Genomic DNA, 14,851 nt, shown 5'->3' on the forward strand with positions numbered 1-14,851 from the left:
GCGCGGTATATTACGATTTTGCAATCTTCGGCCCGCTGTCAATTGTTGCCGCATAATGAAGTTCGCTGCAGGGAATGGTGATAAAGGATATGGAAAAGAAGACTGCCAAGTGTTACAATAAGTCAAAATGAAACATTCAAGCGGAGCTTCTTATAAATCCGTAAGCGGGAGAAGGCTTTTGCGCTTTCTTTTGTCGTGTTATCGCAGCGTTTGCCCGGGTACGCGATTTGGCGCCGCTGGCTTTATTCATCGAAAACCCTTAAGGAGGATACACATGACTGAAAAAAATCAGACAATCGATAACCTGTCGATTACGACCATCCGTACGCTCGCCATCGATGCCATCGAAAAGGCAAATTCCGGACATCCCGGCATGCCAATGGGCTCTGCGCCAATGGGATACCAATTGTTCGCCAAAACGATGAACCACAATCCGGAAAATCCGACTTGGATTAACCGCGACCGTTTCGTTTTGTCCGCAGGACATGGCTCCATGCTGCTGTACAGCTTGCTGCACCTGAGCGGATATGATCTTCCAATGGAAGAGTTGAAACGGTTCCGTCAATGGGGAAGCTTGACTCCGGGCCACCCTGAATTCGGACATACGGCCGGCGTTGACGCTACAACCGGTCCTCTTGGTCAAGGCATTGCGATGGCGGTAGGTATGGCGCTTGGCGAAACGCAGCTGGCCGCTACCTACAACAAAGACCAATACAAAGTGGTTGACCACTACACCTATGCCATTTGCGGCGACGGCGACCTGATGGAAGGCGTAGCTTCCGAAGCGGCTTCCCTTGCCGGCCACCTGAAGCTTGGCAAATTGGTCGTACTTTACGATTCCAACGACATTTCCCTCGACGGCAAACTGAACCTGTCCTTCTCCGAAAACGTGGCAAAACGTTTCGAAGCATACGGCTGGCAAGTGCTGCGCGTTGAAGACGGCAACGACTTGGCTGCAATCGAGAAGGCGATCTCCGAAGCGCAAGCCGAAACGGAAAAACCGACCCTGATCGAAGTGAAAACGGTCATCGGTTACGGAAGCCCGAACAAGCAGGGCAAAGGCGGCCATGGCGGTACGCACGGTTCTCCGCTCGGCGCTGAAGAAGCAAAATTGACCAAAGAATTCTACAAATGGGTATACGAAGAAGACTTCTATGTACCTGAAGAAGTGCGCGAGCATTTTGCAAAAGTAAAAGAACATGGCATTAAAGTGAACAAGGAATGGGACGAGCAGTTTGCGGCTTACAAAAAAGCTTATCCTGAACTGGCGGCCCAATTCGAAAAAGCCGTTGCCGGCGACCTGCCGGAAGGTTGGGATAAAGACCTGCCGAAATACGCTGTAGGCGACAAAGCCGTATCCACGCGCGTGGCATCCGGCAATGCTTTGAACGGACTCGTAGGCAACGTGCCTCAGCTGCTTGGCGGATCTGCCGACCTGGAAAGCTCCACAATGACCCACTTGAACGGTCAGGCGAACTATACGCCGGAAAGCCGCGAAGGCCGCAACATTTACTTCGGGGTACGCGAATTCGGCATGGCTGCTGCGATTAACGGCATGGCGCTGCACGGCGGACTGAAGCCATTCGGCGGTACGTTCTTCGTATTTACCGACTATCTGCGTCCTGCGGTACGTTTGTCCGCCATCATGAAACTGCCTGTGACTTACGTGCTGACGCATGACAGCATCGCGGTCGGTGAAGACGGACCTACCCACGAGCCGATCGAACAGCTCGCTTCCCTGCGCATTATCCCTGGATTGACGGTCATTCGTCCGGCCGACGGCAACGAAACGTCCGCGGCATGGGCTTATGCGGTCGAAAACAAGGAAAATCCGGTAGCGCTGGTGCTGACTCGCCAAAACCTGCCGATCCTTGAAGGAACCGCCGAAAAAGCAAGAGAAGGCATCAAGCGCGGCGCTTACGTCGTATCCGATGCGAAAAACGGCAAGCCGGTTGCTCAAATCATCGCAACAGGCTCCGAGGTTCAACTGGCCGTTAAAGCCAAGGAAGAACTCGCCAAAGAAGGCATTGAAGTACGCGTTATCAGCATGCCGAGCTGGGATCTGTTCGAAAAACAAGACCAGGCTTACAAAGATTCCGTCATCCTGCCTGACGTCAAAGCACGTCTTGCGGTCGAAATGGCGCAAACCTTCGGCTGGGAACGTTACGTCGGAGACAAAGGCGATATCCTTGGCATCACGACCTTCGGTGCATCCGCTCCTGGGGATGTCGTCATGAAAGAATACGGATTTACGGTGGAAAACGTCGTTAAACGCGTCAAAGCGCTGCTTTAATACGTTTCGCTATCGGCACAAATCTAAGTTTCATGGGATAAGGAGCAGTGGTATTCATGTCGGAATTCAACAACGCGACGGTTGTCAAAGCCGCGAATATTTATTACGACGGTCAGGTCACGAGCCGGACCGTCATCTTGGAAGACGGAAGCAAGGTTACGCTTGGCGTTATGCTTCCGGGCACGTATGAATTCGGTACGGACGGTCCCGAGATCATGGAAATCCTTTCCGGCAAGCTTAAAGTGCTTTTGCCGGGTCAGGAAGCTTGGCAGGACATTGACGGTCCTTTGACGTTCCATGTGCCGGCCCGTTCGAAATTCGCCCTGGAAGTGTTCAGCGTAACGGACTACTGCTGCTCCTATCCGGAGGAAGCTTGATGGCGCTCCCCTTTTAAAGGTTGAGCGACCGAATCCGAAAAACGAATAAAAATAAAAGGGTAAGACTGCGTCATGATGCAGCCTTACCCTTTTAGTCATCTTTTCATGAGCCTGTTGCAGGATCCAAGCTGCGGGTGCCGAAACTTCCGATGCATACCGGCGGAGGAACGGGTCAAACTTAATCCAGCGGCTTGCCGCCGATCGTTTGTCCGATCCAGGCTTCGTAGCATTTGACGACGGCCGACAGGTCCTCGTCGCCGTACCCCTGCGTTTGGCCGGCTTGGAACAGGCTTTTGGCCATGTTCAGCATCGGGGATGGGATGCCCGAAGCGTCTGTCAGGGAGGAAGCGAGCTTCAAGTCCTTCAGCATAAGCGCCAGCGAAAACTGGTTGCTGAAATCGGCTTCGATGATTTTGCGGCCTTTCAGATCCGCCGCTTTGCTTCCCGCCGAACCGAGCTGAACCAGCTCGAGGAAACTGTCCGCCGGGATGCCGGATTTGGCGGCAATGGCGAAACCTTCGGCGAGCGCGAGGTTGTTGATGCCGACCATCGTGTTATGCGCCAGCTTGGCGACGGAGCCGCTGCCGTTTGGACCCATATGGATGATCTTTTTGCCAAGGGTATTCAAAATGTCGGAGACGTTTTCCAAGACGGAAGCCTCGCCTCCGACCATAAATACGAGCGTGCCTTCGATCGCCGCAGGCTTGCTGCCGGTTACCGGCGCGTCGAGGAAATGGGCGCCCAGCTCCGAAACGGAAGCGGCGACTTCCTTGACGAGTCCGGGGGAGATGGTGCTCGAATCGATCACGGTCATGCCTGCCTGAAGCGAGCCCAAAATGCCGTCTTCGCCGTAAAACACTTCGCGAATCGAATCGTCGTTGCTGACCATCGTGATGACGACGTCGCGGCCTGCGGCGGCTTCACGCGGTGTTGCGGCCGATGAGGCGCCTTCCGCGATCAGCGGTTCGCATTTCGCGGCCGTGCGGTTATAGACGGTCACCTCGTAGCCTTTTTTCAGCAGATTGGATGCCATCGGCGCTCCCATGGTACCCAGTCCGATAAAACCTATTTTTTGCATCGTATTCACCTTTTCTTTCGTGGAGGGACGCTGCGCGCCGGCACCGAAAGGCCCGGTACGCATCCCGAAAAATTTAAAAAAGCTTTTACTATTTTACCACGAAGCCCAAGCAGGCACATCAAGGAGCCGTTTTTTCAAGAGCTTTCTTTCGTGCTTGCGAGCGGCAGGAAATTCAAGTATCCTATTCTAAAGCTATTTTTTAGAGCGCGGAGTAGAGATGAAACCAGGAGGTACAGACAAATGTCAAACCCGTTGAAATTCGATTACAGCAAAGCCCTTGCATTCGTCAACCAGCATGAAGTGGATTATTTCGCAGAGCCGATCCGACTGGCTCACGAGCAGCTGCACAACAAAAGCGGCGCAGGCTCCGATTATCTCGGATGGATCGATCTGCCGACCGCTTACGATAAAGAGGAATTTGCCCGCATCCAAAAAGCGGCGGCCAAAATCCAAAGCGATTCCGACGTTCTGATCGTCATCGGCATCGGCGGCTCCTACCTTGGCGCACGCGCGGCGATCGAAGCATTGTCGCATTCCTTCTACAACTACTTGCCGAAGGATAAACGCAAAACGCCTGAAATCTATTTTGCCGGCAACAACATCAGCTCGACGTACGTGACCCATCTGCTCGACCTGATTGAAGGCAAAGATTTCTCCGTTAACGTGATCTCCAAATCCGGTACCACGACGGAACCGGCCATCGCATTCCGCATTTTCCGCGCCGCACTGGAGAAAAAATACGGCAAAGAAGAAGCGAAGAAGCGCATTTACGCAACAACCGACCAAGCCAAAGGCGCGCTTAAAAAGCTTGCGACCGAAGAAGGTTACGAGTCCTTTGTCATTCCGGACGACGTAGGCGGACGTTATTCCGTGCTGACGGCGGTAGGCCTTCTGCCAATCGCAACGGCCGGCATCAACATCGAAGAAATGATGAAAGGCGCTGCCGACGCGGCCAAAGAATACAGCAACCCGAACGTTGCCGAAAACGAAGCTTACCAATACGCCGCCGTTCGTAACGCCCTGTACCGCAAAGGCAAAGCGATCGAAATTCTCGTAAACTATGAGCCTTCCCTGCACTATGTATCGGAATGGTGGAAACAGCTTTACGGCGAATCCGAAGGCAAGGATTACAAAGGCATTTACCCTGCTTCCGTCGATTTCTCCACCGATCTGCACTCCATGGGCCAATTCATTCAGGAAGGCAGCCGGAATATTTTCGAAACCGTCATTCAGGTGGACAAGGTGACTGAGGAAATTACGATCGAAAGCGATCCGGACGATCTGGACGGCTTGAACTTCCTCGCCGGCAAAACGATGGATTTCGTGAACAAAAAGGCGTTCCAGGGCACGATGCTGGCACACACCGACGGACAAGTTCCGAACTTGATCGTAACCGTGCCGGATCTGACTCCTTATTCTTTCGGATACCTGGTTTATTTCTTTGAAAAAGCTTGCGGCATCAGCGGATATCTCTCCGGCGTGAACCCATTCGACCAGCCGGGCGTTGAAGCTTACAAGAAAAATATGTTCGCATTGCTGGGCAAACCAGGCTATGAAAAGGAAAAGGCCGATCTGGAAGCCAGACTTTCTGAATAACAAAACCTCTTAAGAATGAACAAAAGGCAGAAGGAAGCAGTTCACCGGTTGAAAAAAAGCGGGGGACTGCTTTCTTGCCAATCTGGGAAAGGGTACCAAAGGAAATGATTGAACGTTACCGTACCGTTCGCAAGAGCGGGGAAAAAGAAATCGTTATCAAAAAATCGCGTTTCATCGGACATATCATGCCGGTTGAAAACGAGGAAGATGCAAACGCTTTTATCGAGGACATCCGGAAAAAGCATTGGAACGCCACCCATAACTGTTTTGCCTACATGATCGGGGAACGGGATGAAATCCAAAAGCAGTCCGATGACGGGGAACCGAGCGGAACCGCGGGCAAGCCGATCCTCGAGGTTATCAAAAACCAGGGGCTGAAAAACGTGGCGATCGTCGTTACCCGTTATTTCGGCGGCATTTTGCTCGGGGCCGGAGGACTGATCCGCGCGTACACGGACGGGGCCGTCGCGGCGATTGAGGCGGGGGAAGCGATTACTCGTGTACTTCATCGGCAAATTTTTGTAGAATTAGATTACACGTGGCTCGGCAAGGTAGAAAATGAGCTTCGGGGTCGAGAGGTACGTATGGGAGAGACACGTTTTACGGACAAAGTAACGCTGGAATGCCTGCCGCTCGATGCGGAGAAGGACGCGTTCGTGTCGTGGATGGTGGATCTGACGCAGGGGCAATCCCTGATTACGGAGGGTGAGCAGCTTTATTTTATTGAAGGGGAATAAGGTCTATGGCAAGAAGAGCAGTGGAACAGGAGTTGTCCAGGGAGAGGATTCTGGAGGCCGCCAGGCATTTGTTCGTCACAAAGGGCTACAGGGCCATCTCCATGCGCAGTATAGGTCAGCATTTAGGTTACAGTCATGGTTCCTTGTATTATCATTTTAAGGAAAAGGCGGAGCTGTTTTACGCGATCGTCGTGGAGGATTTCAACAATCTTGCGGTCCAGCTGAAAAAGGTCATCAAGGCTTCCCCGGTGCAGGACTTGACCAAAGTGGAGCAGCTCATGCTCGAGTTTATCCGCTTTGGCCTGGACCATCCGTACCAGTACGAGATTATGTTCATGATCCGGGACGAAGAGCTGTTGTCCTACTGCCGTACGGAGCAGGGCCGCTGCCTGGAGCTGTTTGCCTCCATCGTTCGCCGCTATATGAGCGAGGAAAAGCACGGCCAGGAATTCTGCCGGAATCTTCCGCTGACACTGTTTTTGTCCATGCACGGGTTCATCTCGTATTACATTCAGGACCGGGTCACTTTTGAGGAAGTGAAACCCGCGGCGCTGGCGCACGTGAAAATATGCTGCGAATGCTTGCGGTAAAAGGCATCGGCCGTTCGATGCCGCATGTCCGTTTCGCAAGCGGGTGGTTCGTTTTTTTGCGAACCTGCCCCGAATATATTTTGGCAAACGCCTGCCGTCTTTCTGAACGGGTACCATCAAGACAAACCACAAAGAACGGTATCCGCAGATTGGAAAATTCGTGAATCGGCCGTCTCCTGACGGATGATTGCTTTATAGCGCTGAATTGGTATTGCGTCAAAGCAGATACATGCAGATGAGATGGTGAAGGGGATAGGCGAACAAAAGCCTGAACCCCAACGCCTGTTTTGTTTTGCTTTGGCCGGGCTTGTCTCATGCACGCCCTGCTTCAACTACCCCTGCATGATTTTAACGTGGCACTGCCTGCGGCGGGGACCGTCGAATTCGCAAAAATAGATCCCCTGCCAGCGGCCGAGCAAGAGATCGCCTCCGGCAATGATGACCGTTTGGGACGGTCCGCAGGTGATCGACTTCAAATGGGAAGCCGTGTTCCCTTCCATGTGGCGGTATTTGGGATGTTCCCACGGATACACTTCGTCCAGGCGCATCAAAACGTCCCGTTTGACGTCCGGGTCCGCGTTTTCGTTGATGGCGATTCCGGCGGTCGTATGCGGACAATAAACCAGCACCGTACCTTCCTTCACTCCGCTTTTTTGGACCAGCGAGCGGATGTCCCGCGTAATATCCCTCATTTCGTCGCGGCCGGCCGTAGCCAGCTCGATCGTGTGCAGCATAGGTATTCCCCTTTCTTGTTTATCTTGTCCTTCAAGCCGCGATTTTGCGGCAACTTAACCACTTCGCCGCAGCCGTTTTCGATTCCTTTCGCATTGTACATTATTTTCTAAATTCCATACAAACTTACATATTGACGATGACAAACAGTTTTTGGTAAAGTATCTCTTAAGTAAAAGCCGAGTATACAAATAGGAATTCAATAAATTTTATCCCGAAACCATATTTATGACATATGTACAATACGCGCAATAGGCGCATTGCGTCACGCGGATTCAATCAGACGGGGAGGAAAAAGCCGTATGAACACATTGCTGCGACATAAGGGCTGGACCTGGGGGTTCCGCAGCACCCTGCTTTTATATTTTTTGCTGCTGGTGATCCTTCCTTTGCTTGGCGTCTATTATCATTCCCTTTCGGAAGGCTGGCGCCAGTTTGCGGAGAGCGTTACCGATCCCATCGCCTGGAAGGCGGTTTGGCTGACGGTCAGGCTGGCTTTGGTCGCGGCCGTCACCAATATGCTGATCGGCACGATGATCGGATGGGTGCTGGTGCGCTGCCGTTTTCCGGGAAGAACGCTGCTGAACAGCCTGGTGGATCTGCCTTTTGCGCTTCCGACCGCCGTGGGCGGGCTGATGATCCTGCTGCTGCTTGGACCCGCAAGCTGGGTCGGCAAAGCCGCAGGGGCGCTAGGCTTCGATATCGTGTTTCACCCGCCGGCAATCATTATCGCGATGGTGTTCGTGACGTTTCCGTTCGTGATCCGCGCGGTGCAGCCGCTGCTGGAAGAGATTGATCCGTCGGAGGAAGAAGCGGCAAGGACGCTTGGCGCGTCGGGAATTAGGGTGTTTTTTCAGGTGGTTCTGCCTTCGATGCTGCCCGGCATTATAAGCGGCGGGATGCTCGCTTTTTCCAGAGCGCTGGCGGAGTTCGGCGCGGTGGTGCTCGTGGCGGGGAACATCCCTGGAAGGACGCTGGTCGCTTCCGTTTATATTTACGGGGAAGTCGAAAGCGACCATACGGCTGGCGCGGCCGCGGTGTCGGTGCTGCTGCTGACGTTGTCGTTCATCATTTTATGGGTTGTGAACTGGGTACAGACACGGGGGAAAAATCAATGAATAAACTGTGGATCGTACTGACCTATGCCGTATTTACCGTACTTCTGATCATCCCGCTGGCCAAAATGACGACGGCCGCCTTTAGCGGCGGACTTGGCACGCTTGGGGACGCGCTTTCGCGGCCCGAGGCTTTGCATGCTTTTATGATGACGGCGCTTGTGGTTGTCACGGTGACGATACTGAACACGCTGCTTGGGATGATGACGGCCGTTTACTTGGTGCGCGGCAACTGGATGAGCCGGTGGCTGAGAAGGCTGCTGAACAGCATTGTCGATTTGCCATACGCGGTGTCTCCCGTCATCGGTGGCCTGATGATCGTCCTGCTGCTTGGTCCGGGCAGCGCGGCGGGGGCCTTTTTCGACCATATCGGCTTCAAAATCGTTTATGCGTTTCCAGGCATGGTCATCGCGACGCTCTTCGTGACGTTTCCGCTCATGGTGCGCGAGGTGATGCCCGTTCTACAGGAAATCGGCACGCAGCAGGAGGAGGCGGCTTCCACGCTTGGCGCCTACAGCTGGACGACGTTCTGGAAGGTGACATGGCCGTCGATCCGCTGGGCGGTCATTTACGGCGTGGTGCTGACCATCGCCCGGGCGCTCGGGGAGTTCGGCGCGGTGCTGGTCGTTTCCGGCAATATCATCAACCGGACGCAAACCGCGACGACCCTCATTTATCAGGATGTCGAAAATTTCAACGTAACTTCGGCCAACGGGGCGGCGCTGGTGCTGGCGGCATTTTCGATCGGGCTTATGCTTATGATGGAATGGGCGAAAAAAAGAAGGGGAGTGCACTGACATGCATATTGAGGTTCGCGGATTAAACAAGCATTTTGGCAGTTTCCACGCCGTCAAGGACGTGAGCTTTGACATCGCGAAAGGCCATCTGATCGGGCTGCTCGGCCCAAGCGGCGGCGGCAAAACGTCGGTGCTTAGAATGCTGGCCGGCCTGGAGCAGCCGGATGCCGGAGAGATTCTGTTCCACGGCGATCCGGTCACCAATCTGCTGCCGCAGGAGCGAGGGATCGGCTTCGTTTTTCAAAACTATGCGCTGTTCAAGCATATGACGGTGTACGACAATATCGCATTCGGGCTGAAGGTGAAAAAGGTCGCCAAGCCGGTTTTGAAGGAACGCGTCATGGAACTGGTGGAGCTGACCGGCCTGTCCGGCTTTGAAAAGCGCTATCCCCATCAGCTGTCCGGCGGGCAGCGGCAGCGCGTCGCGTTTGCGCGGGCTTTGGCTCCCGAGCCGCAGTTGCTGCTGCTGGATGAGCCTTTTGCCGCGATCGACGCCAAAATCAGGCAGGAGCTGCGCTCTTGGCTGCGCGAGCTGATCGAACGCGTGGGCATCACCTCGATTTTCGTGACCCATGACCAGGATGAGGCGATCGAGGTCGCCGATGAAATCATGATCATGAACCAGGGGCGCCTGGAGCAGAAAGGAACGCCTTGGGACATATACAAAGAGCCGAAAACGCCTTTCGTCGCGTCGTTTATCGGGGAATCCACGATCATCGACGATGCGTCGGAGCTTCGGGGCTTTGAGGAAGCGGGATCCGGCGCAGGAACGCGCGCGCTCATTCGGCCCGAATACATCGAAGTTGGGGATGCCCATGAATTCACGATGCCTTCCGCCACGGAGGAAGGGGTCGTGCACCGCCTTCATTTCCGCGGCAGCGAATGGATGGTGGAGGTGGAAGTCGGCGGACATAAGCTGATGACCTACCGCTCGCTGGAGAAGCCGTCGCTGACGCCGGGACAGCATGTAAGGGTGCTGGTGCACCGCGTATATTTGTTTAACGAGGAGCGGAGCTGGATGGAGGAGAACCGGCTGAAGGTGGATCCGATGCCGGTGATGATTTAAAAATTGGTGCTTTCACGCGGGTAGCGATGGCCCGATGAAGCCGTGCGGTTAAGGATCGCTATTGATCGCCGCCACCATGCTGAAATTCGTTCTGGACATTGTGCACGGTAGCAGCTACGGTTACGGAGCGTAATTGCTCCCTGGCTTCACCTGATTCTGGACATTGTGCAATGTGGCCGCTACGGTTACGGATCGTTCTTCCGATCGCTGTTGTCTCCAAATTTCTCTTATTTTGTTTATCGAAAGGGTAGAAATTCGGAGACAAAGGCGACCACTACCGTTTCTTCAGATCGATTCCGTCCCCTCCGCTACTTTTGCTTATTGTCCAAAACAAATATGATTTTGAACCAATTCGGGGCAGCGTGTTTTCACGGGGCTAGCGTTCTGTGAGACTCTCACCGATCACCGCAGCTTCGGAGGAGTCGGTTTTACTCACATACGCTGCCTTCGCTTTTTTATGCCAGCGATGTAAGTCACCGTTCGTAATTTTTTAAAACCAGGAGGAAGCGCATATGAAACCATCCTTAAGCCGGTTGAAAAAGAATATGTGGGGTATGCTCGGCTTCCTTCTGCTGATATCGCTCATGCTGTCCGGATGCAGCCGGGAAACGGCCACGGAAGCCAGCGCAGCTCCCGCAAACGGGAAGGAGATCACGCTGGTCATCGGCGCTTACAGCATCGCCAAGGACGCCATGGCAGACATTTTGCCCAAGTTCCAGCAGGAGTGGAAAGCGAAGACCGGGCAAACGGTCAAATTCCAGGAATCCTATGAAGCCTCGGGAACCCAGGCCCGCGCGATCATCGGCGGCTTTGAGGCGGACGTCACGCTGCTTGCGATGGAAGGGGACGTCGATAAGCTGGTCAAAGCGGGGCTCGTCGACAAAACGTGGCGGGACGTCCCGGACGGCGGCATGATCACGCGCTCCGTCGTCGCGCTCGGCACGCGTGAAGGGAATCCGCTTGGCATTCATGATTTTACGGATTTGACCAAACCGGGCGTCAAGGTGCTGTACCCGAACCCGCAAACCTCCGGCGGAGCCCAGTGGGATATCAACGCCATTTACGGAGCCGGATTGAAGCTTTCGGAGGAGCAGGGGAAAAAGGATCCGGCATACGCCAAAGCCTTTTTGCAGAAGGTTCATCAAAACATCGAATCGCTGGACAAAAGCGGCAGAGCCTCCATGGCCGCCTTCGAATACGGCGTCGGCGACGTGGTGGTAACCTATGAAAACGAGCTGCTCGCCCGGATCAAGCAAGGCCAAAAATACGACGTGATCATCCCCAAGTACACCATCAAAATCGAAAATCCGGCAGCTGTCGTGGATAAGTACGCCGATCAGCACGGGACGCGAAAGGTCGCGGAGGCTTTTGTGGAGTATCTTCGAAGCAAGGAAGCGCAGACGGTATTTGCCGATTACGGCTTCCGGCCGGTGGACGAAGAGGTGCTGAAGGCAAACGAAAAACGTTATCCGATCCCTTCAGGATTGTTTGACATCACCTACCTGGGCGGCTGGGATGAGGTACGGGACACGCTTTATTCGAAAAAAGGGATTTGGTATCAAGTGCTTGCCGGCATTTAATCTTGGCTTGGATAAAGCTTAGGTTATCGCGGGTAAAGATGGCGGTCCATGTGACGCGGCTGCAGGATAACAAGCGGGATTGCCATGCAGGCAGATCCCGTTTTTTTTGTGTGTGGATCAGCCGTATCGCCGGGTTCCGGCGGGCATCCCTCCGTTCAGCGTGGTACAATATAAGCATTCCATGAGGTTTACATGGTCCGGAACATTTCAGGCGCCCGCGGGCGTGGAGGAGGAAACGACATGGATACGCTTGTATTTTTGGGAACCGGCGATGCAATGGGGGTGCCGAGGGTTTATTGCGACTGCGACGTATGCATGGAAGCAAGAACGACCGGCACCAACCGCCGCTTGCGCTCGCTCGTCATGATCGAAGGGCCGGAAGGCGGCTTTTTGATCGATTGCGGCCCGGATTGGCGGGCCCAGATGGAGAGCCAGGGACTTCGTTTCGCCGAGAAAATATTGGTGACGCATGCCCATTTCGACCATATCGGGGGGCTTCCCGAATGGGCGGATGCCTGCCGCTGGCTGGGCCGGAAAGGGGAGCTGTACGCCCCGCAGGAAGTGATCGACACGATCCTGAAGCAGTTCCCATGGCTGGCGAGACATATGAACGTCACGGCGGTGGATCACGGCATCGAACTGGGTGGCTGGAAGATTAAAGGCTGGAAGGTGTGCCATGGCTACAACGGGTTTAGTTACGCGTACCGGCTCGAAAAAAACGGCTACCGCTGGGTGTATTGCTCCGATTCCATCGGATTGAACGAAAAGGAAAAAAAGCCGCTGCATGATTTGGACTTGCTTGTGCTGGGGACAAGCTTTGTGCATGAAACGGCCCCGTATGAGTCGCGCTCCGTTTACGACATGCGGGAAGCGGCGGAGCTTCTGGCCGAGGTCCGGCCGAAACGTGCGGTCTACACCCATATGTCCCACGACGTCGATCTGAATGGGGATATTCCGCTGCCGTCGAATGTCGAGCTTGCACGTACCGGAATGAAGATGGAATTGGCCTAATAAAGCGCTGATTTAACGGAAAAAAGACAGCCGAAGAGGTTCCGAAGCGAACCTGCTTTGAGGCTGTCTTTTTTAATCCGTGCAAGGAAAATGGCGCGGCACTCAGGCGGAGATCCTAAGGGCTTCGCCCTTAAGCATTCAAAACAAACTTCTCAATCGCGGCTTTGACGCCGTCCTCGTTGTTGCTGAGCGTCACGTCATCGGCAATATCCTTCAGCGCTTGGATCGCGTTGCCCATGGCGACGCCAAGGCCCGCCGCTTCCAGCATCTCATGGTCGTTCCAGGAGTCGCCGATGGCCATCGTTTCGTTCAAATCGACGCCAAAATGGTTGGCAAGGAAGGTCAGCGCATGCCCTTTTGTGCCTTCGTGATGCATAATTTCAAGGAAATGCGGCTTGGACTTGGTGATATGCACTTCGCTGCCCAGCAGCTCGCGGAAAACGGGGATCAGCTTGTCCAAATAATCGGGATCGTCAATGATCAGCATTTTCGGCGTCGGCTGTTCGATCAGCTTTTCAAAATCCGGTTCGATATAATACGGCGTCCGGTTCAGGCTGCAGTAGTCGATCAGCTTCTGGTTTTCCTCGCGCGCGTACAGCTTGTCATCGATGTATACCTGCAGGTGGAGATCATGCTGAATGCAGTATTCAAACAGCTTATGCGCCGCGTCCTTCGGGACGTAACGCTTGTAAAGCACCTTTTCGTCCATCAGGTTTTTGACGAGCGAACCTTGGTACGTAATGATCGGCACGTTCAGGCCGGTTTGGCGGGCGATGGCTTGGGCGGACGCGTAAGCGCGGCCGGTGGCCAGCGTCACGACGGCGCCTTTGGCGATTGCGGCCTCCAAAGCCTTTTGCGTGGCAGGGGTCACTTCCTTGTCATCGTTGATAAGCGTGTCGTCGATGTCGATGGCGATCAGTTTGTACATGATGGCTTCTCTCCCTTTTTCTATGGAATATGGCTACCTTTATTGTACCGCAGGGGGCGCGGATTTCAATTCGGCCAGAATCATGCCCGCGAAAATGAACAAGCAGCCGGCCCCGGCGGCGATGCCGAGCGTTTCTCCTCCGAACCATAAGCCGGTAAGGGCGGCAAAAACCGGTTCCATCGCAAAAATGACCGCCACCCGGGACGGGCTCGTATATTTTTGGCAGACGGTTTGAATCCAGAACGCAAACGCGCTGGTTGGGCCGATCGAAACGGCCAGCGCCCATAACACCTCCGGCTGCAGCAGCCGCTGTACCGTTTGCGAAGCAGGGCCCATATCCTCAAATAGCAGCGATCCGATCAGGCTGAGCAGGCCGACGACGGCCATTTGCAGCGCTGCCAGAGGCAGTGCGGGATACCGGGGCGCAAAAATGCCGGTGTAAGCGATATGAAGGGCGAACCCGATCGCGCACAGGAAGACGAGAACATCCCCTTTGTTCATTTCGAACGCGGAACCGGCAAAGGTCAGCAGGTATAACCCGCAGGCCGCCAGAAGCGCGCTGAGCCACGTATAACGCGAGATCGGATGCTTGAGCAGGATCAGGGCCAGAAACGGCACCAAAACGACCGATAACCCCGTGATGAAGCCGGCATTGGAGGTGGTGGTATACAGCAGGCCGACCGTTTGAAAAGCATAACCCATAAACAAAAAAAGCCCGAGCAGGCAGGCATGCAGCAGCATGCGAAGGCTTACGGCACGCCACTGGCCGCGGTAAAACGCGGTGATGATCAAAGCGAGCAAAACCGCCGCCCCGACGAAGCGGATGCCGTTAAAAGCAAGCGGAGGCAGCACCCTCACGGCATGCTGAACGATCAGGAAGGTGCATCCCCACATCGCGGCGACGATGAGCAGGCTGAGATCGGCAAAACGAGAGCGGTTCAATGAAGTCAT

14 protein-coding genes are annotated in these 14,851 nt (G+C 54.4%); 10 read left to right on the forward strand and 4 right to left on the reverse strand.

Going from position 1 to position 14,851, the window contains the following annotated elements:
• Positions 1–274: 274 nt before the first annotated feature.
• Complete coding sequence (gene tkt / locus RJP21_RS21290; protein WP_310861080.1) at positions 275–2,293, forward strand: transketolase; 2,019 nt, start codon at positions 275–277, stop codon at positions 2,291–2,293.
• A gap of 56 nt (positions 2,294–2,349) precedes the next feature.
• On the forward strand, positions 2,350–2,670 hold the full coding sequence (ppnP, locus tag RJP21_RS21295; protein WP_310861081.1) for a pyrimidine/purine nucleoside phosphorylase: 321 nt from the start codon (positions 2,350–2,352) through the stop codon (positions 2,668–2,670).
• A gap of 178 nt (positions 2,671–2,848) precedes the next feature.
• Here the strand turns inward: ppnP and RJP21_RS21300 are convergent, their stop codons facing one another.
• Positions 2,849–3,748 (reverse strand): NAD(P)-dependent oxidoreductase, encoded by a 900-nt coding sequence (locus tag RJP21_RS21300; protein ID WP_310861082.1) that lies wholly within the window; start codon positions 3,746–3,748, stop codon positions 2,849–2,851.
• Between the two features lie 240 nt (positions 3,749–3,988).
• Here RJP21_RS21300 and RJP21_RS21305 point away from each other — a divergent pair, with 240 nt between their 5' ends.
• From RJP21_RS21305 to RJP21_RS21315, 3 genes are all read left to right on the forward strand, one after another.
• Positions 3,989–5,344: a glucose-6-phosphate isomerase gene (locus RJP21_RS21305; protein ID WP_160042729.1), complete on the forward strand. Its 1,356-nt coding sequence runs from the start codon at positions 3,989–3,991 to the stop codon at positions 5,342–5,344.
• A 104-nt stretch (positions 5,345–5,448) separates the two neighbouring features.
• Entirely contained in the window at positions 5,449–6,081 is a 633-nt protein-coding gene (locus RJP21_RS21310) for a YigZ family protein (RefSeq protein ID WP_160042728.1), read from the forward strand.
• A 5-nt stretch (positions 6,082–6,086) separates the two neighbouring features.
• Entirely contained in the window at positions 6,087–6,671 is a 585-nt protein-coding gene (locus RJP21_RS21315) for a TetR/AcrR family transcriptional regulator (RefSeq protein WP_160042727.1), read from the forward strand.
• A gap of 332 nt (positions 6,672–7,003) precedes the next feature.
• Here RJP21_RS21315 and RJP21_RS21320 read toward each other — a convergent pair whose 3' ends face one another.
• Positions 7,004–7,405, reverse strand: coding sequence for a secondary thiamine-phosphate synthase enzyme YjbQ (locus RJP21_RS21320; RefSeq protein ID WP_160042726.1), 402 nt, complete (start codon positions 7,403–7,405; stop codon positions 7,004–7,006).
• 300 nt (positions 7,406–7,705) lie between these two features.
• Between RJP21_RS21320 and cysT the strand changes: the two genes are divergently transcribed.
• The 5 genes from cysT (at position 7,706) to RJP21_RS21345 (ending at position 12,972) form a co-directional block, all read left to right on the forward strand.
• On the forward strand, positions 7,706–8,521 hold the full coding sequence (gene cysT / locus RJP21_RS21325) for a sulfate ABC transporter permease subunit CysT (RefSeq protein WP_310861083.1): 816 nt from the start codon (positions 7,706–7,708) through the stop codon (positions 8,519–8,521).
• The gene (locus tag RJP21_RS21330; RefSeq protein ID WP_310861084.1) at positions 8,518–9,315 is read left to right on the forward strand and encodes a sulfate ABC transporter permease subunit; all 798 of its coding nucleotides are present in this window, start codon (positions 8,518–8,520) and stop codon (positions 9,313–9,315) included. Before cysT ends, RJP21_RS21330 begins: the two co-directional genes overlap by 4 nt.
• 1 nt (position 9,316) lies before the next feature.
• Positions 9,317–10,381, forward strand: a complete 1,065-nt coding sequence (locus RJP21_RS21335) for a sulfate/molybdate ABC transporter ATP-binding protein (RefSeq protein ID WP_160042723.1) — start codon at positions 9,317–9,319, stop codon at positions 10,379–10,381.
• A gap of 512 nt (positions 10,382–10,893) precedes the next feature.
• A complete protein-coding gene (locus RJP21_RS21340; protein ID WP_310861085.1) occupies positions 10,894–11,961 on the forward strand; it encodes a sulfate ABC transporter substrate-binding protein in 1,068 nt (355 codons plus the stop codon).
• Between the two features lie 240 nt (positions 11,962–12,201).
• Positions 12,202–12,972: an MBL fold metallo-hydrolase gene (locus RJP21_RS21345; RefSeq protein ID WP_310861086.1), complete on the forward strand. Its 771-nt coding sequence runs from the start codon at positions 12,202–12,204 to the stop codon at positions 12,970–12,972.
• A gap of 130 nt (positions 12,973–13,102) precedes the next feature.
• Here the strand turns inward: RJP21_RS21345 and RJP21_RS21350 are convergent, their stop codons facing one another.
• Together RJP21_RS21350 and RJP21_RS21355 are read right to left on the reverse strand one after the other, a co-directional pair.
• Positions 13,103–13,900: a Cof-type HAD-IIB family hydrolase gene (locus RJP21_RS21350; RefSeq protein WP_310861087.1), complete on the reverse strand. Its 798-nt coding sequence runs from the start codon at positions 13,898–13,900 to the stop codon at positions 13,103–13,105.
• A gap of 39 nt (positions 13,901–13,939) precedes the next feature.
• Entirely contained in the window at positions 13,940–14,842 is a 903-nt protein-coding gene (locus tag RJP21_RS21355; protein ID WP_310861088.1) for a DMT family transporter, read from the reverse strand.
• Positions 14,843–14,851 lie beyond the last annotated feature (9 nt).

This window comes from Paenibacillus sp. VCA1, from assembly GCF_031583795.1.
GTDB lineage: Bacteria > Bacillota > Bacilli > Paenibacillales > Paenibacillaceae > Paenibacillus_AQ > Paenibacillus_AQ albilobatus.

Excerpts from the sequence above, each read along its gene's own strand:
- tkt (WP_310861080.1), top strand. The coding sequence starts at position 275 with ATGACTGAAAAAAATCAGACAATCGATAACCTGTCGATTACGACCATC.
- ppnP (WP_310861081.1), top strand. The coding sequence starts at position 2,350 with ATGTCGGAATTCAACAACGCGACGGTTGTCAAAGCCGCGAATATTTAT.
- RJP21_RS21300 (WP_310861082.1), bottom strand. The coding sequence starts at position 3,748 with ATGCAAAAAATAGGTTTTATCGGACTGGGTACCATGGGAGCGCCGATG.
- RJP21_RS21305 (WP_160042729.1), top strand. The coding sequence starts at position 3,989 with ATGTCAAACCCGTTGAAATTCGATTACAGCAAAGCCCTTGCATTCGTC.
- RJP21_RS21310 (WP_160042728.1), top strand. The coding sequence starts at position 5,449 with ATGATTGAACGTTACCGTACCGTTCGCAAGAGCGGGGAAAAAGAAATC.
- RJP21_RS21315 (WP_160042727.1), top strand. The coding sequence starts at position 6,087 with ATGGCAAGAAGAGCAGTGGAACAGGAGTTGTCCAGGGAGAGGATTCTG.
- RJP21_RS21320 (WP_160042726.1), bottom strand. The coding sequence starts at position 7,405 with ATGCTGCACACGATCGAGCTGGCTACGGCCGGCCGCGACGAAATGAGG.
- cysT (WP_310861083.1), top strand. The coding sequence starts at position 7,706 with ATGAACACATTGCTGCGACATAAGGGCTGGACCTGGGGGTTCCGCAGC.
- RJP21_RS21330 (WP_310861084.1), top strand. The coding sequence starts at position 8,518 with ATGAATAAACTGTGGATCGTACTGACCTATGCCGTATTTACCGTACTT.
- RJP21_RS21335 (WP_160042723.1), top strand. The coding sequence starts at position 9,317 with ATGCATATTGAGGTTCGCGGATTAAACAAGCATTTTGGCAGTTTCCAC.
- RJP21_RS21340 (WP_310861085.1), top strand. The coding sequence starts at position 10,894 with ATGAAACCATCCTTAAGCCGGTTGAAAAAGAATATGTGGGGTATGCTC.
- RJP21_RS21345 (WP_310861086.1), top strand. The coding sequence starts at position 12,202 with ATGGATACGCTTGTATTTTTGGGAACCGGCGATGCAATGGGGGTGCCG.
- RJP21_RS21350 (WP_310861087.1), bottom strand. The coding sequence starts at position 13,900 with ATGTACAAACTGATCGCCATCGACATCGACGACACGCTTATCAACGAT.